The sequence below is a fragment of the Amycolatopsis sp. CA-211722 genome (genome assembly GCF_056828465.1).
In genome coordinates this window covers 179,752-202,553 of record NZ_CP184752.1, presented here as the reverse complement: position 1 = coordinate 202,553, position 22,802 = coordinate 179,752, and the positions used below count along the sequence as shown (strand labels likewise).

Annotated in this window: 24 protein-coding genes and 1 pseudogene; 10 read left to right on the top strand and 15 right to left on the bottom strand. The window is 68.9% G+C overall.

Features of this window, described 5'->3' with window-relative positions:
• Positions 1-38 precede the first annotated feature (38 nt).
• The 6 genes and pseudogenes from ACOCEP_RS00960 to ACOCEP_RS00935 form a co-directional block, all read right to left on the bottom strand.
• Positions 39-116: pseudogene (locus tag ACOCEP_RS00960) on the bottom strand (ABC transporter ATP-binding protein); the annotation flags it as partial.
• A 477-nt stretch (positions 117-593) separates the two neighbouring features.
• Positions 594-1,847, bottom strand: coding sequence for an HNH endonuclease signature motif containing protein (locus ACOCEP_RS00955; protein ID WP_482335295.1), 1,254 nt, complete (start codon positions 1,845-1,847; stop codon positions 594-596).
• Between the two features lie 299 nt (positions 1,848-2,146).
• The gene (locus tag ACOCEP_RS00950) at positions 2,147-2,620 is read right to left on the bottom strand and encodes a GNAT family N-acetyltransferase (RefSeq protein WP_482335294.1); all 474 of its coding nucleotides are present in this window, start codon (positions 2,618-2,620) and stop codon (positions 2,147-2,149) included.
• A gap of 9 nt (positions 2,621-2,629) precedes the next feature.
• Positions 2,630-3,235, bottom strand: a complete 606-nt coding sequence (locus tag ACOCEP_RS00945; protein ID WP_482335293.1) for a DsbA family protein — start codon at positions 3,233-3,235, stop codon at positions 2,630-2,632.
• Positions 3,236-3,271: 36 nt separating this feature from the next.
• A complete protein-coding gene (locus ACOCEP_RS00940) occupies positions 3,272-3,754 on the bottom strand; it encodes a MarR family winged helix-turn-helix transcriptional regulator (RefSeq protein ID WP_482335292.1) in 483 nt (160 codons plus the stop codon).
• A gap of 1 nt (position 3,755) precedes the next feature.
• Positions 3,756-5,177, bottom strand: coding sequence for a PucR family transcriptional regulator (locus ACOCEP_RS00935; RefSeq protein ID WP_482335291.1), 1,422 nt, complete (start codon positions 5,175-5,177; stop codon positions 3,756-3,758).
• Positions 5,178-5,313: 136 nt separating this feature from the next.
• Between ACOCEP_RS00935 and ACOCEP_RS00930 the strand changes: the two genes are divergently transcribed.
• From ACOCEP_RS00930 to ACOCEP_RS00900, 7 genes are all read left to right on the top strand, one after another.
• Positions 5,314-6,183, top strand: a complete 870-nt coding sequence (locus tag ACOCEP_RS00930; RefSeq protein WP_482335290.1) for an FAD binding domain-containing protein — start codon at positions 5,314-5,316, stop codon at positions 6,181-6,183.
• Complete coding sequence (locus tag ACOCEP_RS00925) at positions 6,174-6,644, top strand: (2Fe-2S)-binding protein (protein WP_037342278.1); 471 nt, start codon at positions 6,174-6,176, stop codon at positions 6,642-6,644. Before ACOCEP_RS00930 ends, ACOCEP_RS00925 begins: the two co-directional genes overlap by 10 nt.
• A complete protein-coding gene (locus ACOCEP_RS00920; RefSeq protein WP_482335289.1) occupies positions 6,641-7,990 on the top strand; it encodes an 8-oxoguanine deaminase in 1,350 nt (449 codons plus the stop codon). Before ACOCEP_RS00925 ends, ACOCEP_RS00920 begins: the two co-directional genes overlap by 4 nt.
• Positions 7,987-10,266, top strand: coding sequence for a xanthine dehydrogenase subunit D (pucD, locus tag ACOCEP_RS00915; RefSeq protein ID WP_482335288.1), 2,280 nt, complete (start codon positions 7,987-7,989; stop codon positions 10,264-10,266). The genes ACOCEP_RS00920 and pucD overlap by 4 nt, the downstream gene beginning before the upstream one ends.
• 209 nt (positions 10,267-10,475) lie before the next feature.
• Positions 10,476-10,970, top strand: coding sequence for a nucleoside deaminase (locus tag ACOCEP_RS00910; RefSeq protein ID WP_482335287.1), 495 nt, complete (start codon positions 10,476-10,478; stop codon positions 10,968-10,970).
• Positions 10,971-11,005: 35 nt separating this feature from the next.
• The gene (locus ACOCEP_RS00905) at positions 11,006-12,448 is read left to right on the top strand and encodes an NCS2 family permease (RefSeq protein WP_482335286.1); all 1,443 of its coding nucleotides are present in this window, start codon (positions 11,006-11,008) and stop codon (positions 12,446-12,448) included.
• Entirely contained in the window at positions 12,439-12,810 is a 372-nt protein-coding gene (locus tag ACOCEP_RS00900) for an allophanate hydrolase-related protein (protein ID WP_482335285.1), read from the top strand. The genes ACOCEP_RS00905 and ACOCEP_RS00900 overlap by 10 nt, the downstream gene beginning before the upstream one ends.
• A 59-nt stretch (positions 12,811-12,869) precedes the next feature.
• Here ACOCEP_RS00900 and ACOCEP_RS00895 read toward each other — a convergent pair whose 3' ends face one another.
• On the bottom strand, positions 12,870-13,559 hold the full coding sequence (locus ACOCEP_RS00895) for a hypothetical protein (protein ID WP_482335284.1): 690 nt from the start codon (positions 13,557-13,559) through the stop codon (positions 12,870-12,872).
• Positions 13,560-13,661: 102 nt separating this feature from the next.
• Complete coding sequence (locus ACOCEP_RS00890; RefSeq protein WP_482335283.1) at positions 13,662-14,246, bottom strand: TetR/AcrR family transcriptional regulator; 585 nt, start codon at positions 14,244-14,246, stop codon at positions 13,662-13,664.
• 139 nt (positions 14,247-14,385) lie between these two features.
• Here ACOCEP_RS00890 and ACOCEP_RS00885 point away from each other — a divergent pair, with 139 nt between their 5' ends.
• On the top strand, positions 14,386-15,897 hold the full coding sequence (locus ACOCEP_RS00885) for an alpha/beta hydrolase (protein WP_482335282.1): 1,512 nt from the start codon (positions 14,386-14,388) through the stop codon (positions 15,895-15,897).
• 100 nt (positions 15,898-15,997) lie between these two features.
• On the opposite strand, the gene pucL is transcribed toward ACOCEP_RS00885, so the two are convergent.
• The 4 genes from pucL to ACOCEP_RS00865 are packed head-to-tail and all read right to left on the bottom strand — an operon-like array spanning position 15,998 to position 18,223.
• Complete coding sequence (gene pucL, locus ACOCEP_RS00880; protein WP_037342290.1) at positions 15,998-16,876, bottom strand: factor-independent urate hydroxylase; 879 nt, start codon at positions 16,874-16,876, stop codon at positions 15,998-16,000.
• A 6-nt stretch (positions 16,877-16,882) separates the two neighbouring features.
• On the bottom strand, positions 16,883-17,200 hold the full coding sequence (gene uraH / locus ACOCEP_RS00875; RefSeq protein ID WP_073849075.1) for a hydroxyisourate hydrolase: 318 nt from the start codon (positions 17,198-17,200) through the stop codon (positions 16,883-16,885).
• On the bottom strand, positions 17,197-17,688 hold the full coding sequence (gene uraD / locus ACOCEP_RS00870) for a 2-oxo-4-hydroxy-4-carboxy-5-ureidoimidazoline decarboxylase (RefSeq protein ID WP_482335281.1): 492 nt from the start codon (positions 17,686-17,688) through the stop codon (positions 17,197-17,199). The genes uraH and uraD overlap by 4 nt, the downstream gene beginning before the upstream one ends.
• A gap of 58 nt (positions 17,689-17,746) precedes the next feature.
• Complete coding sequence (locus tag ACOCEP_RS00865; RefSeq protein WP_482335280.1) at positions 17,747-18,223, bottom strand: helix-turn-helix domain-containing protein; 477 nt, start codon at positions 18,221-18,223, stop codon at positions 17,747-17,749.
• Positions 18,224-18,328: 105 nt separating this feature from the next.
• Here ACOCEP_RS00865 and allB point away from each other — a divergent pair, with 105 nt between their 5' ends.
• Together allB and alc are read left to right on the top strand one after the other, a co-directional pair.
• A complete protein-coding gene (gene allB, locus ACOCEP_RS00860) occupies positions 18,329-19,657 on the top strand; it encodes an allantoinase AllB (protein ID WP_482335279.1) in 1,329 nt (442 codons plus the stop codon).
• Position 19,658: 1 nt separating this feature from the next.
• Complete coding sequence (gene alc, locus ACOCEP_RS00855; RefSeq protein WP_482335278.1) at positions 19,659-20,675, top strand: allantoicase; 1,017 nt, start codon at positions 19,659-19,661, stop codon at positions 20,673-20,675.
• Positions 20,676-20,743: 68 nt separating this feature from the next.
• Here alc and ACOCEP_RS00850 read toward each other — a convergent pair whose 3' ends face one another.
• Genes ACOCEP_RS00850 through ACOCEP_RS00840 form a run of 3 tightly spaced genes read right to left on the bottom strand, consistent with a single transcriptional unit; the run spans position 20,744 to position 22,718 of the window.
• A complete protein-coding gene (locus tag ACOCEP_RS00850) occupies positions 20,744-20,920 on the bottom strand; it encodes a hypothetical protein (protein WP_192740935.1) in 177 nt (58 codons plus the stop codon).
• Between the two features lie 35 nt (positions 20,921-20,955).
• A complete protein-coding gene (locus ACOCEP_RS00845; RefSeq protein WP_482335277.1) occupies positions 20,956-21,432 on the bottom strand; it encodes a CoA-binding protein in 477 nt (158 codons plus the stop codon).
• Positions 21,429-22,718 carry an O-acetylhomoserine aminocarboxypropyltransferase/cysteine synthase family protein gene (locus ACOCEP_RS00840; RefSeq protein WP_482335276.1) on the bottom strand — a complete coding sequence of 430 codons (1,290 nt, stop codon included), beginning with the start codon at positions 22,716-22,718 and terminating at the stop codon, positions 21,429-21,431. The genes ACOCEP_RS00845 and ACOCEP_RS00840 overlap by 4 nt, the downstream gene beginning before the upstream one ends.
• Positions 22,719-22,802: the final 84 nt, after the last annotated feature.

The following is a 22,802-nucleotide window of genomic DNA, read 5'->3' as shown; positions in this document are numbered from 1 at the left end:
CTTCGTTCATCCAGAGGGCCGGTGGTGCACAGAGCGCGCAAGCGCAAGTAGTCGCCCAGTTCGGTGAACTCGGCGATGTCGTCGACCCGTTTCTCCCTCTTCTTGCGGCTCATGCCGCAAGATTGGGATGTTCTCATGGCCCGTCGCTGAGCAGGCGGGAACGTCGGTGGGCGCGATCTATCGCCGGTTTTCGGCTAGAACCAACTGCTGTACGCCGTGAAGGAGCAGCTGCGAGCCAGCGCGATTTCGTGGAGGCGGTTCAGCCTTGTCTCGAGGAGATCCGTCGAGCGGATCGGGAAGAGGCGATCCGGATGATGAGCCGGACCATCATCGGATCCTGTGTGCACCGGGCCGCCAGTGGCCGGTTCTGGTCCGGTGGGCTGAGCTGGGATGTTTGGGCGCGTGGGCTCTGGCTTATCTGGAGTCGGCTTAGACCCTTTGGCGGGGAGTTGCTGGTGTTTCGGTGGTGACTGGTCCGGTGGTGATGGACTGTGTGGATTTTGGTGCGTTGGATGACCAGAAATCCACACAGTCACCGGCGGCGGGCATGCCGAGGGGCCGTCGCCTGGGGTGGCCGACGGGCTCTTCGGGTTTCAGACGTGGTGCAGGGTGTTGCGGCGGGGTTGTCGGAGCGGATCCCGGTATTGAGGCGGGATGAACTCCGGTAGGCCATCGGCCGCCATCCGGACTTCCCAGTCACCGTGGTGAATCAACCGATGATGGAAGCCGCAGAGCAACACGAGATTCCGAAGATCGGTCGGCCCGCCATCTACCCAGTGATGAATGTGATGGGCGTGGCAATTCTTGGGCTTCCGATGACAGCCCGGGAAGGCGCAGCCCCCGTCGCGGAGGTTCAACGCACGTCGCTGGCCTGGGGTGACGAAGCGTCTCAGCCGTCCCATATCCAAGGGTTCACCCGACGCGCCCATCACGACCGGCACCATCAGGCAGTCGCAGGCCGCGAGCCGGGCTTCCCGTGCGGTCATCGTCCCCACGAAATCCAGGCACGCGGTCCCGAGACCGGATTTGAGTTCGTCGAGTCCGATAGTGACGTGGACGAGGGTGCGGTAACCACTGGTGCCCGGCTGGTCGGGGCAGGCGATCGCCAAGTCGAGGAGGTCGGCCCAGGCGTCTCCCATGCGTTCGCATTTCATCCGCAGGTCCGCTTGGCCGAACTCGTCGACTGGGCGTGGCTGGGCGTGTGCTTCCAACGCGGCGGCGGTCCGGGCCCCGGTCTCGTCATCGAGCAGGCCGGTGAGTTTCCAGAACCCGTCGTTGCGGCGTTCCAGGGTGATCTCGCGGCGGGGTTCCTTCGGCTCAGGCTCTTTGGGTTCCTTGCCGTCTGGATCCAGCAAGCCCAGCAGGTTCGCCTCGGCTTCCGAGAGCTGGCGGGGTCCGGCGTTCGGGGCAAGATCGCCGAGGATCTGCTCCGCAGCCGCCCGATCCTCGGCCGAAATGTCGGCGGGGAGTTTCTTCAAGATCTCCAGGATCTGATCGATCCGCTCGTCTCCGACCAATCCCTGAGCCGCCACCGCGGCAGTCGCCGGTGCGAGAGGTGGAACCTCCGTGCCGTCCAAAGCGCGCGTCGGGTTCAAGGCGATCGCCCGCTTCACCACCGCGCCCGCTTCGCCGCGTGATAGTCCCGCCAGATCCGCGAGCCAGCTGGCCGTGCTGCCATACCCGTACAAGTCCTTGGCGCCACGAGACTCGATCTCCGCCAGGAACCGCCCCAGGCAGGCGGTCGCCATCCGGATCACCTGCAACGACTGCTGCACGCCATGGGCAAGCTCCAGCTTGCCGGCGCGCCACAGTTCTTGCGGCAGTTCGGGGAGGAAGGTCTCGGACACGACTCCAGAATACACCAATGAATCGAACACGTGTTCGTAATTTTAGCAACAAGCCAACTCGCGCCGACAACACTGAAGGGTGAAACGGTCGCCAGCGCCGAATCACCCTAAGCAACCCTCGCATTTAGTCGACTAAATGGAGAAGTCGCGCCAGGTGCCAGGAGTGCTGGCGCCGCATCGCGCTGCCTGCGCGGGGCGACGGAAGGAAGGCAACCCTCGCATTTAGTCGACTAATTGCGCCCAGTCTTGAGCGCCACGCAAGGAAGCCCGCAGCGTTTAGTCGACTAAATGCGGAAAGATCAAACGAGAGGCTTCACATAGCGCAGGCAAGGAACCGAAACCGGCCCGTCGGGGCCGGCGACCCGATTGTCGAACTCGCCCTCATCGGCCCATCCGCACCGTTCGTAAAACCGCCGAGCCCGCGCGTTCCCCGGCGCCACCGCGAGCCAGGCACGCCCATGCCCACCCGCGCGCACCAGCCGTTCGGCTTCAGCGAGCAGCGCCCCGGCCACCCCGCTCCCGCGATGGTCCGACGAAACATAGACCTGCTCGACCTCGTCCCCGACGACCATGACGAAGCCCGCCACCTCGCCGTCCAGTACGGCGACGGTCGTGTCGCCGACGCGGTCCGCGGCCCGCTCCCAGAACGATTCGCGGGTGCGGAGCCGGACGAGCGCGTCGGGCACGTTGCCGAGGTGACCGTCCTGCCAGCCGTGGTACCAGATCGTCGCGACTGCGTCGGCGTCCGCGGAGGTAGCCGGTCGAAGGGTCATGCGCGAAGTCTAGGGAACCAGCGCGCCGATCCGCCGCTCCACTTCGTCCGCGCTCGCGTTCCCGGCGACCAGGGTCACGATCCGTTCCCCGGGAAGGTCGGCCAGCAGGGTCGGATAGCCGGTGACGCCCAGTTCCCGTGCGCGCCGGAAGTCGTCCGCCGCGGAAACCCGGTCCAGCGCGGCCTCGACGGCGTCCGCGTCCAGGCCGGCTCGCTGCGCGACCACGCGATAGGTCGAGACCTCCGAAAGGCTCAGCCCGTCGAGGTAGAACGCCTCCTGCAACAGCGCCGCGAGCCGTACCGCGCGGTCCGGCCCGACCTCGCGCAACGCCGCCATCCCGCAGGCGGCGGCCTCGGAGTCCATGACGAACTCGCCGTCCGCGATGAGCCGTTCGTAACTTTCCCCGAACGGTGCGCCGGTGCGGCGGGTGATCTCGGCGTTGGCTCCCTGGACGTAGCCGAACTGCCGGATCGGCACCCGGCGCCCGCCGAGGAACAGGCCGCCGGAAACCACTTCGACGGGCAGGTCCGGATGCCGGTGCGCGACGTCGGCCATGGTGCGGGCGAACCCGTACGACCAGCCGCAGTACGCGTCGAAGACATAGATGAGCTTCATGTCGAGCATCAACGATGTCTGACTCGTCAGGTATTCCTAGCGGAGCTTGGGGAGTGCGTCACGTGCCGAATGGCTCAGCGTCCGTAGGTCCTGGGCGAACCGTTCGCGGTGGTCGGCGGGCAGCGGGTCGAGGAAGAGCCGCTGGATGTTCTCGACGTGCACCCGCGCGGCTCGCACGGTGGTCTCCTCGCCCTGTGCGGTCAGCCGAACGAGCTGGACGCGGCGGTCCTCGGGATCGGAAGAACGCCCGACCAGACCGAGGGTGGTCATCCGGTCGACCAGCCGCGTCGCGCCACCGGTGGTCAGCACCTGCTCCTGCGCGATCGCGCGCATGCTCATCCCGGCCGCGCCCGACCTGCCGACGATCAGGAGGACTTCGAACATCAGGTGCGAGATCCCGCACTCGGCCTCGAGCGCGCGGCCGAGCAGGTATTCGAGCCGGTTCGCCGCGCCCATCATCCGGCCGAAGGCGAGCACGCGCGGGTCGTAGGCGGCTTCTTTCGCCGTGGTGATGCCCATTTCAGCTCCCTGCCGACAAGGCCAAATAGACGTCGAGCTGTTCGGTGAACTCGGTCAGATCGGTGCCGAGCAGTTCGCTCGCGCGCCCGATCCGGTACCGCAAGGTGTTGACGTGGACGTGCAGTGCCCGCGCGGCCCGCGTCGGCGAGCCGGAGCATTCGAGATAGACGCGCAGGGTGTGCACCAGATCGGTGCCCTGTTCGGCGTCGTAGCTCAGCAGCGGACCCAGCACCCGCCGCCGCAACGCCGCCCGCAGGTCGTCGGGCGCGCCCGCCAGCAGCAGCCGGTGCATGCCGATCTCGCCGCCGGGGACGACCTCGATCGTGCCGGGTCGTTCCGCCGCCACGGCCAGCGCGTGGCGCGCGACCTCCTTCGCGCCTCGCAGCACGGAGACCGGGGAGCGATCGCTGACGCCGATCAGCACCCGGCGGCACGGCAGCAACGGCTCCACTTCGGTCAGGGTGCCGGTCACCGTGGCGGGCCAGTCCTCCGGCCACTCGCCGTCGTCCTCGGCCAGTGCCCAGGTCGTCTCCCCGGCGGGGCCGACGAGCGCGCCCGGCGGCAGGAGTTCGGTCAGGATGCCGCGTGCCGCTTCGGATCCTTCGGTGCGCGCGACGACGACCCGCAGATCGCCGCGCAGCCCCGTCGCGGCCAGGGCCGCGTGCGGATCGCTTCCTTCGTCGAGCGCGGCGAGCAACGGTTCGAGCACTCTGTCGGTGACGGCGCGGACCTCGTCCGCCCGCGTTCGCGCGAGCCCGATCAGCCCGGCGAGCTCCTCGGCGATCTCCGCCTGCGCGGCGGTCAGCGGGCCGCCGATCGCGAGCAGCCAGGGCAGCGCGTGCCTGCCGCCGACGGGCCGGACGGAGACGTCGTCGGCTTCCAGGGAACTCCCGCCCGCGGCGACGAACCGGCGCACCAGATCCGACGGGGTGCCCACGGGTACCACCCAGCAGGGGAGGCCGATCTCGCCGCGCGCCCGCTCCAGGAGCGCTTCGACCGACGAGTCCTCCGTCGCCGCCGAAAGCAAACGTTTGCGAGCGCCTTCCGCGGCCGCGGCCAGTGCCAGGACGACGCGCTCGGTGACGACCGAGAACGACAGGTCCGCCGGCACCTCCAGCAGCGGGATCCCGTGCCGCGTACAGGCTTCGACGAGGTCTTCGGGAATCCCGTCGGAGTCGGCTCCGGACGCCGCCAGCGCCGCCGCCCCGGCCTTCGCGAGCGCCGCGACGAACGCCTCCGAATCACCCGGCCCGCGCCACCACAGCAACCCGCTCAGAACGAGCTCGCCCGCCGACACGTACCGCCCTGGATCGGATAGTTCCGTGACGTAGATCCGGGACACCGGACGGTCGAGCAAAGCCGTCCCGGCGCGGACACGCAAGCGCAGCCCGGGGAGGGCCAGCAGAGTTTTCACGGTCGTCATCAGGTTTGTAGGAAAGCACAAAACGACCGGCGTGTGCAGGGGAGATTTCATGCTTCGGCACCGTTGCCGTCGTACGGGCGCAGGGCGTCTACTGAGTCAGCCGTCACACATCGCCGCCGAACCGAGGAGCCCGAGAGTGGATTTCCTGCGCCCCAGCTCGCTGACCGAGGCGCTCGCCGTCAAGGCCGAGCGGCCCGACGCGGTGCCCATCGCGGGCGGCACGGACGTCATGGTGGAGCTCAACTTCGACCACCGCCGCCCCGGCGCGCTGCTCGACCTCAACCGCGTCGCCGAGCTCGCCGAGTGGACCGAGACCGACGGCAAGATCCGCCTCGGCGCCTCGGTGCCCTACGTCCGGGTGATCGCTGAGCTGGGTGAAGTTCTGCCCGCGCTGGCGATGGCTTCCCGCACCGTCGGCTCGCCCCAGATCCGCAACCGCGGCACCGTCGGCGGCAACCTCGGCGCCGCCTCGCCCGCCGGAGACACGCATCCCGTGCTGCTCGTGCTCGGTGCCGAGGTCGAGGCCGCGTCGGTGCGAGGGACCCGGCTGATCCCGGCCGAGGAGTTCTACCTCGGCGTCAAGCGCAACGCCCTCGAACCCGACGAGCTGATCACCGCGGTGCACCTGCCCGCGGAGGTCGGGCCGCAGCAGTTCGCGAAGGTCGGCACGCGTAACGCGATGGTCATCGCGGTCTGCTCGTTCGCGCTGGCGCTGCATCTCGACACCCGCGAGATCCGCGCGGCCGTCGGTTCGGCGGCGCCGACCCCGCGCCGAGCGACCGCCGCCGAAGAGTTCCTCGGCGCCGAACTTCCCTGGTCCACCAAGGCTTCGATCACGGATTCGGTCAAACGCCGGTTCGGCGAGCTGGTGTCGGAGGCGGCGTCGCCGATCGACGACGTCCGCGGCAGCGCCGACTACCGCAAGCACGCGTTGTCCGTCCTGGCGCGGCGGACGCTGACCTGGGCGTGGAACGACTTCCAGAAGGGTGAACGCGAGTGCGCGTGAACGTGACGATCAACGGCGAGTCCCGCCAGGCCGACGACGTCTGGGAGGGTGAAAGCCTGCTGTACGTGCTCCGCGAGCGGCTCGGTCTCCCGGGCTCCAAGAACGCCTGTGAACAGGGCGAATGCGGTTCCTGCACGGTGTACCTCGACGACGTCCCGGTGTGTTCGTGCCTGGTCGCGGCCGGTCAGGTCGAGGGCCGCGAGGTCCGCACGGTCGAAGGGCTCGCCGAGGGCGACAAGCTGGACCGGGTGCAGCAGTCCTTTGTGGACGCGGGCGCCGTCCAATGCGGCTTCTGCACGCCCGGCCTCGTGGTGGCCGCGCACGATCTGCTCAACCGGGTCGAAAACCCCGCCGACGAGGAGATTCGCGAGGCGCTGGCGGGGAACCTCTGCCGGTGCACCGGATACGAGAAGATCCTCGACGCCGTCCGGCTGGCCGCGACCAGGGGAGAGACCGCGTGAAGACCGTCATCGAGAACGCCTCGATCGCCACGGTCGACGGCGCGGGCGCCGAGCACGCCTCGGGCCACGTCGTCATCGAGAACGACCGCATCGCGGCGGTCGGCGCGGGCAAGGCGCCCGATGGCGAGTACGACGAACGCGTCGACGGCTCCGGCTGCCTGGTCACGCCCGGCCTGATCAACACCCACCATCACCTCTATCAGTGGGCCACGCGCGGTCTCGCCGCCGATCACACGCTCTTCGAATGGCTGGTCGCGCTGTACCCGATCTGGGGCAGGCTCGACGCCGAGATCACGCACGCGGCGGCCACGGCCGGGCTCACCCGGCTCGCGACCACCGGCTGCACCACGGTCGCCGACCACCACTACGTCTTCCCGCGTGACGGCGGCGACCAGGTGGAAGCCCTCGCCGCCGCCAGGATTCGCGTCGGTGTGCGGTTGCACGTCGTGCGCGGCTCGATGGACCGGGGCGAGTCGCAGGGCGGGCTTCCGCCGGACAACCTCGTCGAGGAGACCGAGGCCGCGCTGCTCGGCACCGAAGCCGCGATCGACCGGTTCCACGACGACTCCGCCGGCGCGCATCTGCAGATCGCGGCCGGTCCGTGCTCACCGTTCTCGGTGAGCGAGCGGCTGATGACCGGCGCGGCGGAATTGGCACGCCGCAAGGGGGTCCGGCTCCACACGCACCTCGCCGAGACGGTCGACGAGGAGAAGCAGTGCCTCGCCGAAGTCGGCTGCACCCCGGCGGAATACGCCGACAAACTCGGCTGGCTCGCGGACGACGTCTGGCTCGCGCACTCGATCCACCTCGCCCCGGAGGCGATCCGGCGGATGGGCGCCACCGGCACCGGCGCGGCGCATTGCCCGACGTCCAACGGCAGGATCGGCGCCGGGATCGCCCCGGTGCGGCAGCTGCTCGACGCCGGGGTGCCGGTCGGGCTCGGCGCCGACGGCGCGGCGTCCAACGAATCCGGCGGCCTCGGCGAGGAACTGCACCAGGCGCTTCTGCAGGCCCGGCAGCGCGGCGGACCGCGCGGGCTGACCACGCGCGAGGCGCTGTGGATGGGCACGATGGGCGGCGCGCGCTGCCTCGGCAGGCAGAAGGACCTGGGCTCGATCGAGGTCGGCAAGCTCGCCGACCTCGCGGTCTGGAACCTGAACGGCCTGAACTACGCCGGGATCACCGACCCGGTCGCCGCGCTGGTGCTCGGCACCACCCCGCCGGTCGAGCGGCTGTTCGTCGGCGGCGCGACCGTCGTCGACGGCGGCGCGCTACGCGAGGAATCCGAAGACGAGATCGCCCGTGAGCTGGCCGTGGCCAGTGCCCGGCTGAGGGAGACGGTATGACCACCACTGAAGTCTCCAAGCAGACTGAGAACGGCGTCGGGTCGAGCCCGCGGCGGCCCGACGGCACGGTCAAGGTGCGCGGCGAGTTCGCCTACTCCTCGGACCTGTGGCATGAGGACATGTTGTGGGGCGCGACGCTGCGCAGCCCGCATCCGTACGCGCGGATCACCGGTATCGACATCACCGAAGCCCTTGCGGTGCAAGGGGTGTACGCGGTGCTGACCCATGAAGACGTGCCGGGTGTGAACAAGTACGGCCTGGAGCACGCGGACCAGCCGGTGCTCGCCGTCGACGTCGTGCGCTACCAGGGCGAGCCCGTCGCACTCGTCGCCGCGGACCACCCCGAGACCGCGCGCCGCGCGATGAAACGGATCAAGGTCTCCTACGAGGTCCTGGAACCGGTGACGGATTCCGAGAAGGCCGCCGCCGGTGAGGGCGCCGAGCTGCACCCCGGTGGGAACGTCGTGCGCTACGCCAAGATCCGCCACGGTGACCAGTCGGTGAAGGCCGACGTCGTGGTGTCCGGGGTCTACGAGGTCGGCATGCAGGACCAGGCCTTCCTTGGCCCGGAGTCGGGTATGGCGATCCCGGACACCGAAGGCGGTGTCGATCTGTATGTCGCCACGCAATGGCTCCACGTCGACCAGCAGCAGATCGTCGCCGCGCTGGGCCTGCCGAAGGACAAGGTCCGGCTGACACTCGGCGGGGTCGGTGGCGCGTTCGGCGGCCGTGAGGACCTGTCGATCCAGGTCCACGCGTGTTTGCTGGCGCTGCACACCGGCAAGCCGGTCAAGATGGTCTACAACCGCGAGGAATCGTTCTACGGCCACGTGCACCGCCACCCGGCGAAGATGTACTACGAGCACGGCGCGGACAAGGACGGCCGGCTCGTTTACGTGAAGGCGAAGCTGTACCTGGACGGTGGCGCGTACGCGTCGTCCACCGGCGCGGTGGTGGCGAACGCGGCCACGCTCGGCGTCGGTCCGTACAATGTGGACAGTGCTTCGGTCGATTGCTGGGGCGTGTACACCAACAATCCGCCTTGCGGTGCGATGCGTGGCTTCGGTGCGGTGCAGGCGGGTTTCGCGTACGAGTCCCAAATGGACAAGCTCGCCGAGGCGTGCGGCGTCGACCCGGTCGACATCCGGATCCGCAACGCCATGGCCGAAGGCAGTGTCATGCCCACCGGCCAGATCGTCGACTCGGCCGCCCCGGTCGCCGAACTGCTGGAACGCCTGCGCGCCAAGCCGTTGCCCGTCGCACACGAAGAACTGGACCTGCGCAGGATGCCCGGCGGCGTCTCCAACACCACGCACGGCGAAGGCGTCGTCCGGGGTGTCGGATACGCGGTCGGCATCAAGAACATCTGCTTCTCCGAGGGTTTCGACGACTACTCGACCGCCCGTGTGCGGCTGCAGCTCGTCGGCGGCGAACCCGCGGCGACCGTGCACACCGCGGCCTGCGAGGTCGGCCAGGGCCTGGTGACGATCATGCAGCAGATCGTGCGGACCGAACTCGGCATCGAGCAGGTGACGATCCTGCCGATGGACACGAACATCGGCAACGGCGGTTCGACGTCGGCCTCCCGGCAGAGCTACGTCACCGGCGGCGCCGTGCAGGCCGCGTGCGTCGCGGTGCGCTCCGGGCTGCACAAGCACTTGGCCGGCAAGCTCGCCGCGGACGGGAAGCTGAACGTCGTCGCGAACAAGGTCGTCTCGGCCGACGGCAGTGTGCTCGCGGACCTCGCCGACGTGCTCGGCGACGAGGTGTTCGACGAGACCGTCGAATGGCGGCACCGTCCGACGGCGCCCATCGATCCCGAGACAGGGCAAGGGAACGCGCACGTCCAGTACGGTTTCGCGGCACACCGCGCGGTCGTGGACGTCGACACCGAACTCGGCCTGATCAAGGTCGTCGCGCTCGACTGCGCGCAGGACGTCGGCAAGGCGCTGAACCCGCAGGCGGTGCTCGGCCAGATCCAGGGCGGTTCCGCGCAGGGGCTCGGGCTCGCGGTGATGGAGGAGATCCAGACCGACGGCGGGAAGATCCGCAATCCGTCGTTCACCGACTACCTGATCCCGACCGTGCTGGACATGCCGCCGATGGACATCGACGTCCTGGAACGGCCCGACCCCAACGCCCCGTATGGTCTGCGCGGGGTCGGCGAACCGCCGACGATCTCGTCCACCCCGGCGATCGTCGCGGCCATCCGCGCGGCCACCGGGCTCGCGCTGCCCCGTGTCCCGGTGCGTCCCGAACACCTCACCGGCACCTGATTGGCTGTTGGTGAACCCGCGTCCGCGATCGACGTCGGCAGGGCGCCGCCTGGTCATTAGCCTCACGATGGCGGACAAGGCGCCCTGCCACCGCGATAGCGGGGCCTTCGGCCGGGGCGGGTTCACGCGTTGGTCGGTTTTCGGATCTACCTTCAGCTCCGCCCACCGGCACCTGACAATCCGTACTTTTTCGAGCTAGGAGCACATCCGTGGGTACCCGTCTGTCCATTTCGGAGTCCGACGAGCAGAAATGGCTCGCCGAGGCCGTCCAGCTGGCCACCGTGAACGTCGGAAACGGCGGCGGCCCGTTCGGCGCGATGATCGTCCGCGACGGTTCGGTGCTGGCCACCGGGACCAACCAGGTGACCCCGACGCTGGACCCGACGGCGCACGCCGAGGTGGTCGCGATCCGCGCGGCCTGCCAGGCGATCGGCGACTACAAACTCGACGGCTGCGTCCTCGTGACCTCCTGCGAGCCTTGCCCGCTCTGCCTTTCCGCCGCGCTCTGGGCGCGGGTGGGCAAGGTCGTCTACGCCGCGGACCGCCACGACGCGGCCGAGGCGGGCTTCGACGACCGCGAGTTCTACGACCTCTTTTCCCGCCCGCGCGAGACCTGGTCACTACCCGTCGGCCAACTGTCCCTTCCGGACTCTTTCGCGCCTTTCCAGGCCTGGCTGTCGAAACCCGACAAGAAGGCTTACTGAAGTTCTTCCCGCCCCCACAACGTTGTGGAGTAGGCATGACCCAATTAGGTACAGAGCGTCCCCACCTGCCCTCGTCCGAGCCGGGGCGGCTGTCCGGGCTCGACCGCTGGTTCAAGATCTCCCATCGCGGCAGCACGATCGGCCGCGAAGTGCGCGGCGGGATCACCACGTTCGTCGCGATGTGCTACATCGTGTTGCTCAACCCGCTCATCCTCGGCGCGTCGGCCGACATCACCGGCGCGAAGCTGACCACCGAGGCGATCACCACCGCGACCGCACTGGCGGCCGGCGTCACCACGATCCTGATGGGACTGGTCGGCAACGCGCCGCTGGCGCTCGCGGCGGGCCTCGGCGTGAACGGTGTCGTCGCCTTCCAGATGGCGCCCGCGATGACGTGGGCGCAGGCCTTCGGGCTCGTCGTCCTCGAAGGCTTCTGCATCGTGCTGATGGCCGTTTCCGGGGTACGGGAACGGATCATCAACGCGATCCCGATGGCGCTCAAGGTCGCGATCACCGTCGGGATCGGGCTCTACATCGCGCTGGTCGGCCTGGTCAGCGCCGGATTCGTGACCAGGACACCGGATTCCGCGCAGTCGACGGTGCCGGTGCGGATGGGGATCGCCGGCCATCTCGAAGGCTGGCCGATCGCGATCTTCTGCCTCGGGCTGCTGCTGATGATCGTACTCGTGAGCCGCGGGGTGCCGGGCGCGGTGCTGATCAGCATCGCGGTCGCGACCGGGCTCGCCGTGCTGGTCAACAGCGTGTTCCACGTCGAAGGCTGGGGCCTGGTCGAACCCAAGGTGCCCGACCAGGTCGTCGCGCATCCCGATTTCAGCCTGCTGGGCGACATCGATCTCTTCGGCGGCTTCGGCTCGGCGGGCGCGGTGACCGCGGCGGTCTTCCTGTTCACGCTGGTGCTTTCCGGGTTCTTCGACGCGATGGGCACGATCACCTCGGTCTCGGAGGAGGCGGGCCTGGTCAAGAACGGCAAGGTCGAGGGGATGGGCCGGATCCTGCTGGTCGACGGCGCGGGCGCGCTGGCGGGCGGTGTCACCGGATCGGCGCCGAACACCGTGTTCCTCGAATCGGCGGCAGGCGTCGGGGAAGGCGCGCGGACCGGGCTGGCGAGCATCGTCACCGGCGGGTTGTTCACCGCGACCCTGTTCCTGACGCCGATCGCGGCCATCGTCCCGGCGCAGGCCGCGGCGCCCGCGCTGGTGGTCATCGGCGGGATGATGATGGCGCAATGCGCGCGGATCCCTTGGCGGGACCTGGATTTCGCGATCCCGGTGTTCCTGACCATCGCGCTGATCCCGTTCACCTACTCGATCACCAACGGGATCGGCGCCGGGCTGGTCGCCTACGTGCTGATCAAGATCTGCAAGGGCAAGATCCGCGAGATCGGCTGGATCCTCGGGATCCTGGCCGCGGTGTTCGGGGTGTACTTCGGGATCGAAGGGATCATGTCGTGGTTCTGATGTTCCTCAACGGCGGCGGGATGCGTGGCGGACCGCTGCACGAACAGCTGCAGGGCGCGCCGTTGTGCTGCGTGGCCCGCTCGGCGCCCAGGTATCACTATTTCTCCGTGGGCGACCGGTTCCCGGCGATGCACGAGGGCGGTTCCGCGTCGGTCGTGGGCGAGGTCTACGACCTGCCGCTCACGGTGCTGCGGGACCATCTCGTCCCCGCGGAACCGCCGGAACTGGAGCTGGGCGTCATCGAACTGGAGGACGGCGCGGCCTGTCTCGCCACCGTCCTGCGTTCGTCCTATGTGGACTCGCCGGAGCTGACCGACATCTCCTCCGTCGGCGATTGGCGGGCCTACCTCGCTTCCCGCTAGTGGTCCGTGAAGGCCTCCTTGAGGGACCCAGGGTCCCTCAAGGAGGCCTTCACGGAACGTCAGAGCACGAAGACGAGATCGCTCGCCGCCGCGTGGAACATCTCGGGCGCGCCCGCGTAGAAGGCCCGCCAGGCGCCGGGCTTACGGTGTTCGGCCGAAGCGGCGAAGGCCCAGGTGGTCCCGTTCCAGGTGGCGGTGACCGTCGCCGCCGTGGTCCACCGGTAGGTGCTGAACGAGAAGTACTGGAGCTCGACCGGGATCGGGTTCGCGGTGTACCGGCCGGGGAACTCGATCGTGCCGGAACCGGTCACGGCCTTGGCCGCGTCCCGCCCCGCCGCGAACGACGTGATCTTCGCCGGGTGGAGCACGACGATCTTCGCGGTGTCGGCGCCCGAGTTCGCGATCGCCGGGTCGGTGGAGAAGAAGTCGGCGCGGTAGTTGCCGGTGCGGATCGGGGTCAGCGTCGCGCTGTAGGCACCGGCGGCGTCGGTGACCGGCTTGGCCTGGGCTTCACCGCAGAAGCCGTTGAAACAGAACGAGATACCCACCTCGGCCCCCGCGATCGGGGTGGTGTCGGCCTTGGTGAGCTTCCCGGAGATCGTGACCGTCTTCCCGGCGTCGATCTGCGTGGTGCTGGTGGTCGCGGTCAGGGTCGACGGCTGCGCCTCGGCGGCGGTCGCGGGCATCGCGCCCGCGGTGAGCAGTGCTGCCACGGCGATGGTGCCGAGCACGAGCTTCCTGATGATCATGGGCTCCCCAAACGGATTCCGGTGTTGGCGACGGCTAGGTCGGCCGGAAGCCGTCGTCCGTTGCGGAGAAAGCCCTGTGTTCAGAAGCCCGCCGTCGGTGCTTCACGCATCGGGGAGCAGCGTTCGCGCGAAGGCCACGGACGACGCCCCCGCGACCTCCAGCGCTTCGGTGTCACGCAGCGAACGGCTCAACACGAACGCCCCTTCGAGGCTGTTCACCAAAGCGATCGTGAGCCGCCGAGCGGACTCCGGCCCGAGGCCGTACTTGCCGAGCTTCTCGGCCCCGGTCTCGATCCACGCGGTGAACACGTCGGCCGTCGCGATCCGGAGTTTCTCGTTGGTGCTGGCGACCTCCAGCGCCACCGTCGCGATGGGGCACGCGTCGGCGTAGTCGGTCGCCTTCAGCGTCTCGGCGGCGCTGGCGAAGCAGGCCTCGATACCGTGGATCAGGTCCGGCTCGTCGGCGAAGAAGATCTCGAAAAGCGCGAGGTACATCATCCCCGAGGTGCGGATGACCTCCTCGCCGAGCTGCTCCTTGCCGCCGGGGAAGAAGTGGTACAGCGAGCCGAAGGGCGCGTTCGCCGCCTCGACGATCTGCTTCACCCCGGTGCCGGTGTACCCGTTGCGCCGGAGCAGCTCGGCGCCGGCGTTCACGATGCGTTCCCGCGTTCCAGTCACGCCCTCCATGATAGAGCGTTCTATCAAGTTCCGGTGGTCCCTTCGACCTTGGTTCACCTTCCGGCGCTACCTGCGGTCGATGTTCGCCTGCTGTGCCCGGCCCTAGCGTCGTGATCCGTTGGGAAACCAAGGAAGAAGGGGGAAGAACATGAAGCGGCTATTGGCCGTCGGGTTGCTCCCGGTGATCGTGGGCGGGTTGCTCGCCGGGGCCGGCCCGGCTTCGGCGGGCGTCCCGGCGCACTACGCCGACCAGAAGCTGGATTGGCATCCCTGCGCGGCGGAGGAACTGATCACGTTGCCGCCGGGCACCGATATCAGCGGGCTCGAATGCGCGACGTTCCGCACGCCCCGCGACTGGGACAGGGCGAGCGAGCGGCAGGACCTGACCATCGCCGTCAGCAGGCTGAAGTCCACCGGGCCGTCGACGGCCTCACTGCTCACCAACCCAGGCGGGCCGGGCGGTCCGGGGCGCTGGTTCCCGGTGACGTTCCGCGGGCAGGAGAAACTGCGCGAGCACCAGGACATCATCGGGATCGATGTGCGCGGGACCGGCAAGAGCACCAACGTCACCTGCCGGGGCACGGCCGACCTCATCCAGCAGCTGGATCCGCGCGATCGTGACCCGCGCAATCTGAACCAGATCCTGGCCAACGCCGAGCACGTGGCCAGGTCCTGCCAGAGCGCCGGCGGCGAACTCGGGCCGCTGATCACCACCCACCAGACGATCCGGGACTTCGATCTGCTCCGGACGCTGCTCGGCAGGGAGAAGATCAACTGGGTCGGCTACTCGGGCGGCACCTGGCTGGGAGCGCACTACGCGCAGCAGTTCCCGCAGCGGACCGGGCGATTCGTACTGGACTCCTCGACGGAGTTCACCACGGACTGGCAGAAGACGTTCGACCGGCAGCCGGTCGGTTTCGAGCGGCGCTGGCGGCAGGACTTCCTGCCGTGGATGGCGCGGTACGACGCGAAGTACCACTTCGGCACCAACGGCGAGGAGGTCCGGCAGAACTACGAGCGAGTCCGCTACGCCTTGTCCCGCAACCCGCTGAACGGAAGCGGGCCGATGCAGCTCGACATGGCCGTCATCTACATGCTGTACAAGAAGGCGACCTTCCCGGCGCTGGCCGACCTGCTGGTCAAGATCCGGGACGCGATGGAGAACCCGGCGGCCATGGCCGAGGCGAAGGCCGCCGTCGAGGCGGCGGGTGACCACCCCGACGCGCAGGACGCCACGTTCTGGAACACCCTCTGCGGGGAAGGGCGGTTCATCGGCACCCGCGAGTCGCTGATCCGCGCTTCGCAGCGGAATCTGGACCGCGGTCTGCTCCTGGCGGGCGGCGGCACGTTGAACGCCTCGGTCTGCCTGTTCTGGGACAAGGAACCGCGTCCGCTGCCGAAGCTGGACGGCAAGGGCGTCCCGCCGGTGCTGATCGTGCACTCCGAGCACGACCCGGCCACGGCGATCGAAGGTGCCCGGAAGGCGCACGCGGGGTTCGCGAACTCGCGCATGCTGACCGTGACCGGTGAGGGCGACCACGGGCTCTACGCGGATGGGAACCCCAAGGTGGACGAGATCGTGGACGCCTACCTGGTCGACGGGGTCGTCCCCGCCGACCAGAGCGTCCCCGGAATGCCGCTGCCGGTGCCGGCTCCCTAGCGACGCCGGGCCGCCTGCTCCCAGTGTCGCGAAAGCCACTTTCGGGACACCAGACGTCCCGAAAGTGGCTTTCGCGACGTGCTCGGCCGCTGCCGGTGCCCTAGAAGGCGGCGAGGGTGTGCCAGGCCAGGCCCGCGTCCTCGGCGTCATCACGGAGGACGACACCCTCGATCAGGCCGTACGGGCGGTCGGCGGCGTAGAAGACCTCGTTGTCGTTCTTCAGCCCGAAGGGTGACAGGTCCACCAGGAAGTGGTGCTTGTTCGGCAGTGAGAGCCGGACTTCGGCGACCTCTTCGCGTTCCTTGAGCACAGCCTCTCCCATGGCGTACAGCGTCTGCTGCAGGGAGAGGCTGTGCTTGTCCGCGAAGGTCTCCAGCAGGATCCGCCGGACCTCCGCGTGGCTCGTGGCCCAGTCGATCCCGTCGCCCTGGTAGCGCCAGCGCGCGGTCACGGCGGTGGCGAGGATCCGGTCGTTCGTCTCGGCCAGCGTCGTGTACTCGTCGCGCGGGAAGCCGTGGAACTCCGAACCGGTCGACTTGAGCACCACGAGATCGTCCAAACCGGACACCACCCAGGCCTGATCACCCTGCACGGTCACGGCGGTCGTCCGCTTTTCGCTGCCCGCCTGGGAGAACGCGTGATCGTGGCCGGAGATGCGGTTCCAGCCGTGTTCGTCGATCAGGATCCGGGCGCCGGTGATGTGCTCGAACGAGCCGACGAAATGGCGTCCGAGCCGCAGCGCGAAGTCCTCGATCTCGCCGACCGGGGCTTCCTTGGCGAAGGCGTAGACGGTGTTCTTCTGGGTGTCGGTCGCTACGACGTCGGCGTTGTCGCCGGTGAGGTGCGTCGCCGCGAGGTCGCCGCGAAGCGACGTCGAAACGGTGAGGTCCTTGAGGTGGTGGACGGTGCCTTCGCGCTGAACGGTGACGAGCCGGACTTCGGCCTTGCCGTACTGGTTGGGGCCCAGGGTGATGGCCACGGGCGATCAGCTCCCTCGATAGGTGGAATAGGCGAACGGGCTCAGCAGCAACGGCACGTGGTGGTGCTCGGTCCCGTCAGCGATGCGGAAGGTCAAGGTGACTTCGGGGAAGAAGGAGTCCGGGCCGAGGTAGGCGCCGGTGTCGAAGACCAGCCGGTACACCCCGGGTTCGAGGCTGTCCGGGCCGAGGTCGCGGATCCGGCCGTCGGCGTCGGTCCGGCCTTCGGCGACGGGATCGCCCGCGCCGGTTTCGAGCCGGACGCCGACGTCCGCGGCGGGCCGTCCCGCGGCGGTGTCGAGGATGTGCGTGGTCACGAGGCTCATGCCGTCACCGCCTTCTCCAGCCGCAACGCGGCGATCTTGGCCAGCTCTTGACCGGCCACTTCGAGTTCCTTCTCCGGGTCGTTCGAAAGCCTCGAACGGAGGTTTTCCAGCAGTTCGGCGCCGCTCCGGCCGCTCGCGCAGACCAGGAAGACGTGCCCGAACGTCGCTTCGTACTCGGCGTTGGCCGCGGCGAACTCGCGCGCCGCGTCACCGTCCACACCGGACTGTTCCGAGCGGGACCAGCCCGCTTCAGTGCTCTTGCCGCCCACTTTCGCCCCGATCCGGGGATGGGCCGCCATGGCGCGCCGGACCTCTTCGGTGCGCAACGGGGTGAGCGCCTCGGACACGGCGAGTAGCGCGGCGAGGTCGGCGTACGGGCGCCTGGCCAGCAGGGTTTCCACCCAGCGCGGGACGTCGAGGCAGGCGGTCAGCGCCGGCCGGACGTCCTGTGCGGGAGCCTCGTTGAACTCTCGAATGGTGAGCGGCACGGGAACTGACGGTACGGCGACGATTCCGCCGCCGTCAACATTTTGTTGAAACAGCCCTTCAGTCTTGGTCTCGGTTGAGGTAGTTGTAGACCGTGAACCTCGTGACCCCCAGTGCCTCCGCGACGGTCGACACCGATTTGCGGAGGCCGAACGCGCCGCGTTCCTTGAGCAGCCGGACCGCGCGCTGCTTGGCGGCGCGGTCGAGGGTGTCGAGTTTCCCGCCGAGCTCGCGTTCGACGTCGCCGATGAGGCGGGCGAGAGCGCTGTGCAGTTCGACCGCGGGCTCGGTCGTGTCGTCGCCGACCTGTCGGAGCTGGAGGGTCACGCGTGTGGCGCCGCCGTCCAGTGCCGCCCTGGCGATGGCGGGAAGCGCGTCGAGGAGGGTGTCGGCGTCGCCGCGGACGAGGGTGCCGAGCGGGCCGAAGTCGGCGGACAGGCCCGCGCCTTCCGCGGTGTCGCGGGCTTTGACGGCGTGTTCGGGTGGCGGACCCTCGCCGTGGAACGGTTCGCTGGTGAACTCGGCTTCTAACTGCACGAAGCGAAGGTAGCGCCGCTTGGGCTCGTTGACGAGCAGGGTGGCCGGAGTTAATGTCGGAGTGCGAAACCTCGATTCCACTCAGTGGAAGTTGGAGGCTTGTAGATGGACTTGGTGATCAAAGCCGCCCGAGCCGTGACGGCCGCCGGAGAGGTACCCGCGACCGTCGGTGTCGACGGGGGCCGCATCGTCGCGGTGGAGCCCGCCGGAGCCGATCTGGACGGCGATCGGGTACTCGACCTCGGCGATGACGTCGTGCTGCTGCCCGGGCTCGTCGATACCCACGTGCACGTCAACGACCCGGGCCGCACCGAATGGGAGGGTTTCGCCTCGGCGACCCGCGCGGCCGCGGCGGGCGGGGTCACCACGATCGTGGACATGCCGCTGAACAGCCTGCCGCCGACGGTCGACGTCGCGTCGCTGGAGGTGAAGCGCAAGACCGCCGAGGGGCGCGTGCACGTCGACGTCGGGTTCTGGGGCGGCGCGATCCCCGGCAATCTCGCGGACCTGCGCGGCCTGCACGAGGCGGGCGTCTTCGGCTTCAAGTCCTTCCTGCTGCATTCCGGCGTCGACGAGTTCCCGCCGCTGGACGCGCGCGGGCTCGAAGAGGCGATGACCGAACTGCGGACCTTCGACGGCATGATCATCGTCCACGCGGAGGACTCCGACGCGATCGACCACGCGCCCGATCCGCACGGCGAGAAATACGAGGACTTCCTGCACTCGCGGCCGCGTGGTGCGGAGAACGTGGCGATCGCGCAGGTCATCGAGCTGGCCAGGAAGACCGGCGTCCGCGCGCACATCCTGCATCTGTCCTCTTCGGACGCGCTGCCGATGGTCGAGAGCGCGCGGCGCGACGGCGTCCGGCTGACCGCCGAGACCTGCCCGCACTACCTGAGCTTCACCGCGGAGGAGATCGGCGACGGCGCGACGCAGTTCAAATGCTGTCCGCCGATCCGCGAAGCAGGGAACCGAGAACTGCTGTGGAAGGGCCTCGCGGACGGTGTCATCGACTGCGTGGTGACCGACCATTCGCCGTGCACGCCGGAACTGAAACGCTTCGACAGTGGCGATTTCGGACTCGCCTGGGGCGGGATCGCCGGTCTGCAGCTCGGCTTGCCCGCCGTCTGGACCCAGGCGCGGCAGCGAGGGTTCGCGCTCACCGACGTCGTCCGGTGGATGGCGGAACATCCGGCCGCGCAGGCGGGGATGCGCCGCAAGGGGCATCTCGCGCCGGGTTACGACGCCGACTTCAGCGTGTTCGCACCCGACGAGGCTTTCGTCGTCGACGTCGCGAAATTGAAGCACCGCAACCCGGTCAGCGCCTACCACGGACGGCCGCTGGCCGGTGTCGTCCGGAGCACGTGGTTGCGGGGCGAGGAGATCACCGGTGAAGACCCGGCAGGCGTTCTGCTGACCCGGGGTGATTGCTGAGATGGAGGATGCCGTGAACGACCGTCCTGAGTGGACAGCCCTGCCCGACCTGGCTTCGCGCAAGTTCGGCGGGACCGTGATGTGGGCGACGGACGAGTTGTTCGCCGAGAAGGAGAACCTGGTCAATCCCTGGGTGCCCGCGCATCAGACGGAGACCTTCGGCCCCAAGGGGCAGGTCTACGACGGCTGGGAGACCCGGCGGCACCGCGAGCCCGGCGACGACCAGGCGGTGATCCGGCTGGGCCTGGCGGGCGCGATCACCGGTGTCATCGTGGACACCGCGTTCTTCAAGGGCAACTACCCGCCGTTCGTCTCGGTCGAAGCGTGCGCCGTCGACGGCTATCCCAGCGCGGCCGAAGTGGCCGAAGCGGACTGGGACGTGCTGGTGAAACGCGGCGCGGCGGCGGGACACACGGAGAACTTCTTCGAGATCGGCGGGAGCAAGCGCTACACGCACGTCCGGCTGACCATGCATCCGGACGGCGGCGTGGCCCGGCTGCGGGTGCACGGCACACCCATCCCGGATCCGCGCCTGCTCGACCTCGGCGCGCTCGACCTCGCCGCGCTGGAGAACGGCGCGGTGGTCACCGGGTGCAGCAACATGTTCTATTCCTCGCCCAACAACCTCTTCTCGCCGGGGCTCGCGGCGCATCAGGCCGAGGGCTGGGAGACCGCGCGGCGCCGGGACGACGGGAACGACTGGGTCACGGTGCGCCTCGCCGGCGCGGGCGTCGTCCGGTTCGCCGAGTTCGACAACAGCAACCTGAAGGGCAACGCGCCGGGCTGGGCCGCGCTGAGCGGCCGGGACGGCGACGGCGAATGGGTCGAGCTGCTGCCCAAGACGCGGTTGCAGCCGGACACGCGGCACCGGTTCGCCCTCGCCGAGGGCCCCGAGGTGACCGAAGTCCGTCTCGACATCTATCCCGACGGCGGGATGGCGCGCCTACGTCTCTTCGGCGCGCTTTCCGAGCGAGGCCGCGCGGATCTCACTTCGCGTTTCGAGGCGGCGCGCTCCTGACGCGTTTCGTCCTCTGGATGCGGTAGTTGGCATCGAGTACTACCGCGTTTAGAGGACGAAACGCGGGGTCAGGGGCGAGCGCCGGGCCGGTTCAGGTACGCGGAGAACAACGAGAGAACGGTGCCGATCGAGAAGATCGCGGTGAGCCACCAAGCGCCGCCGATGGACAGGTTCCACACCAGGGCACCCACCATGAGCACCGCCATGACGATGTTCCTGATCTGCAGCGGCGTCGGTTTGGCCATGCCGCCACCCTCTCACGGGCCGGGGCGGTCCCTGGTCAGGGGGCGGACTGGCGACGCGAGCTGATCACGCCGGTGTCGAACCCGGCGAGGTGGAGCCCACCGGCGAACCGGGCGTGCTCGATCTTGACGCAGCGGTTCATCACCACGTCCAGCCCCGCCTCCTTGGCGAGGTCGGCGACGGGCTCGTGCCACAGGCCCAGCTGAAGCCAGAGCGTGCGCGCTCCGGCCTCGATGACCTCCTCGGCCACGCCGGGGAGGTCATCGTGCTTGCGGAAGACGCTGACCAGGTCGGTCTCGCCGGGCACGTCGGCCAGCGACGGGTACACCGGCCGCCCGAGGAGTTCGTTCAGCCGCGGGTTCACGAAGTTGACCTCGTACTTGCTGGAGGAAAGCAGGTACGTCGCGACGAAGTAGCTCGGCCGCGCGGGGTTGTTCGAAGCGCCGACGATGGTCACCGACTTCGTGCGCGAAAGGATGCGGCGGCGTTCGACCGCGCCGACGTCGTAGCTCATCCCGCCACCGCCTTGCCGAGCGCCTGATCGAGATCCCACAGGATGTCGTCGACGTCCTCCAGCCCGACGGACAGGCGGATCAGATCCGCTCCGACGCCCGCCGCGCGCAACTGGTCTTCGGAGAGCTGCTGGTGGGTGGTGGACGCCGGGTGGATGACCAGCGTCCGCGCGTCCCCGACGTTCGCCAGATGCGACAGCAGCTCGACGGAGTTCACGAACGTCTCCCCGGCCGCGCGGCCGCCGTCGACGCCGAAGGAGAACACGGCACCCGGGCCGGCCGGCAGGTACTTCTTCGCGCGGTCGTGATGGGGATGGTCCGGCAGGCCCGCGTAGTTCACCCAGGCCACCCGGCTGTCGTTCGCGAGGTACTCCGCGACGGCTCGCGCGTTGGCGATGTGGGCGTCCATCCGCTGCGGCAGCGTCTCGACCCCTTGCAGCAGGAGGAAGGCCGAGTGCGGCGAGAGAACGGCGCCGATGTCGCGCAACTGCTCGGCGCGAAGCCGGGTGCAGAAGGCGTACTCGCCGAAGTTCTCCCAGTACTTCAGGCCGCCGTAGCTCTCGACGACCTCGGTCATCCGCGGGAACTTCCCGTTGCCCCAGTCGAATTTCCCGGATTCGACGACCACCCCGCCCAGCGTGGTCCCGTGCCCGCCGAGGAACTTCGTCGCCGAATGCAGCACGATGTCCGCGCCGTGCTCGATCGGACGGCACAGGTACGGCGTCGCCAAGGTGGCGTCGACGACCAGCGGGATGTCGTGCGCGTGCGCGAGCTCCGCCAGCCCGGCGAGGTCGGCGATCCCACCGCCGGGATTGCCGATGACCTCGGTGAAGATCAGTTTCGTCCGGTCGGTGATCGCGGCCGCGTAGTCCTCGATGCGGTCTCCGTGGACGAAGGTGGTCTCGATCCCGAAGCGGCGCAGCGTCCCGGTGAGTTGCGTGACCGTGCCGCCGTAGAGCCCGCCCGCCGAGACGATGTGGTCGCCCGCCTCGGCGAGGGCGGAGAACGTCAAAAACTCCGCCGCCTGACCGCTGCTGGTCGCGACCCCGCCGATCGCGCCTTCGAGACTGGCCAAGCGCTCCTCGAAGGCCGCGACCGTCGGGTTGCCGATGCGGCTGTAGATGTTGCCGTACTTCTGCAGCGCGAACAGGTTCGCCGCGTCGGCCGCGTCCTCGAAGACGAAGCTCGTGGTCTGGTAGATGGGCACGGCGCGGGCGCCGGTCGCCGGGTCGGGCGTCCCGCCCGCGTGCAGGGCGCGGGTGCGGAAGCCCCAGGTGCGTTCACTCATCGCGCCCGACGCTACCTCGCGTCCCACTCCGTGACCATCGTTCCCAGCCCGTGGCTACCCCGTCGTCGCGTTTCGTCCTCTGGT

Coding starts and splice junctions, on each gene's coding strand:
- ACOCEP_RS00845 (WP_482335277.1), bottom strand. CDS start 21,432: ATGAGCTACGACGTCGGCGCGGTCGAACGCCGCCGCATCCTTTCGCGC.
- ACOCEP_RS00895 (WP_482335284.1), bottom strand. CDS start 13,559: ATGATCATCAGGAAGCTCGTGCTCGGCACCATCGCCGTGGCAGCACTG.
- ACOCEP_RS00850 (WP_192740935.1), bottom strand. CDS start 20,920: ATGGCCAAACCGACGCCGCTGCAGATCAGGAACATCGTCATGGCGGTG.
- allB (WP_482335279.1), top strand. CDS start 18,329: ATGGACTTGGTGATCAAAGCCGCCCGAGCCGTGACGGCCGCCGGAGAG.
- ACOCEP_RS00945 (WP_482335293.1), bottom strand. CDS start 3,235: ATGAAGCTCATCTATGTCTTCGACGCGTACTGCGGCTGGTCGTACGGG.
- ACOCEP_RS00950 (WP_482335294.1), bottom strand. CDS start 2,620: ATGACCCTTCGACCGGCTACCTCCGCGGACGCCGACGCAGTCGCGACG.
- ACOCEP_RS00935 (WP_482335291.1), bottom strand. CDS start 5,177: ATGACGACCGTGAAAACTCTGCTGGCCCTCCCCGGGCTGCGCTTGCGT.
- ACOCEP_RS00940 (WP_482335292.1), bottom strand. CDS start 3,754: ATGGGCATCACCACGGCGAAAGAAGCCGCCTACGACCCGCGCGTGCTC.
- ACOCEP_RS00905 (WP_482335286.1), top strand. CDS start 11,006: ATGACCCAATTAGGTACAGAGCGTCCCCACCTGCCCTCGTCCGAGCCG.
- ACOCEP_RS00885 (WP_482335282.1), top strand. CDS start 14,386: ATGAAGCGGCTATTGGCCGTCGGGTTGCTCCCGGTGATCGTGGGCGGG.
- ACOCEP_RS00840 (WP_482335276.1), bottom strand. CDS start 22,718: ATGAGTGAACGCACCTGGGGCTTCCGCACCCGCGCCCTGCACGCGGGC.
- alc (WP_482335278.1), top strand. CDS start 19,659: ATGGAGGATGCCGTGAACGACCGTCCTGAGTGGACAGCCCTGCCCGAC.
- uraH (WP_073849075.1), bottom strand. CDS start 17,200: ATGAGCCTCGTGACCACGCACATCCTCGACACCGCCGCGGGACGGCCC.
- ACOCEP_RS00890 (WP_482335283.1), bottom strand. CDS start 14,246: ATGGAGGGCGTGACTGGAACGCGGGAACGCATCGTGAACGCCGGCGCC.
- pucD (WP_482335288.1), top strand. CDS start 7,987: ATGACCACCACTGAAGTCTCCAAGCAGACTGAGAACGGCGTCGGGTCG.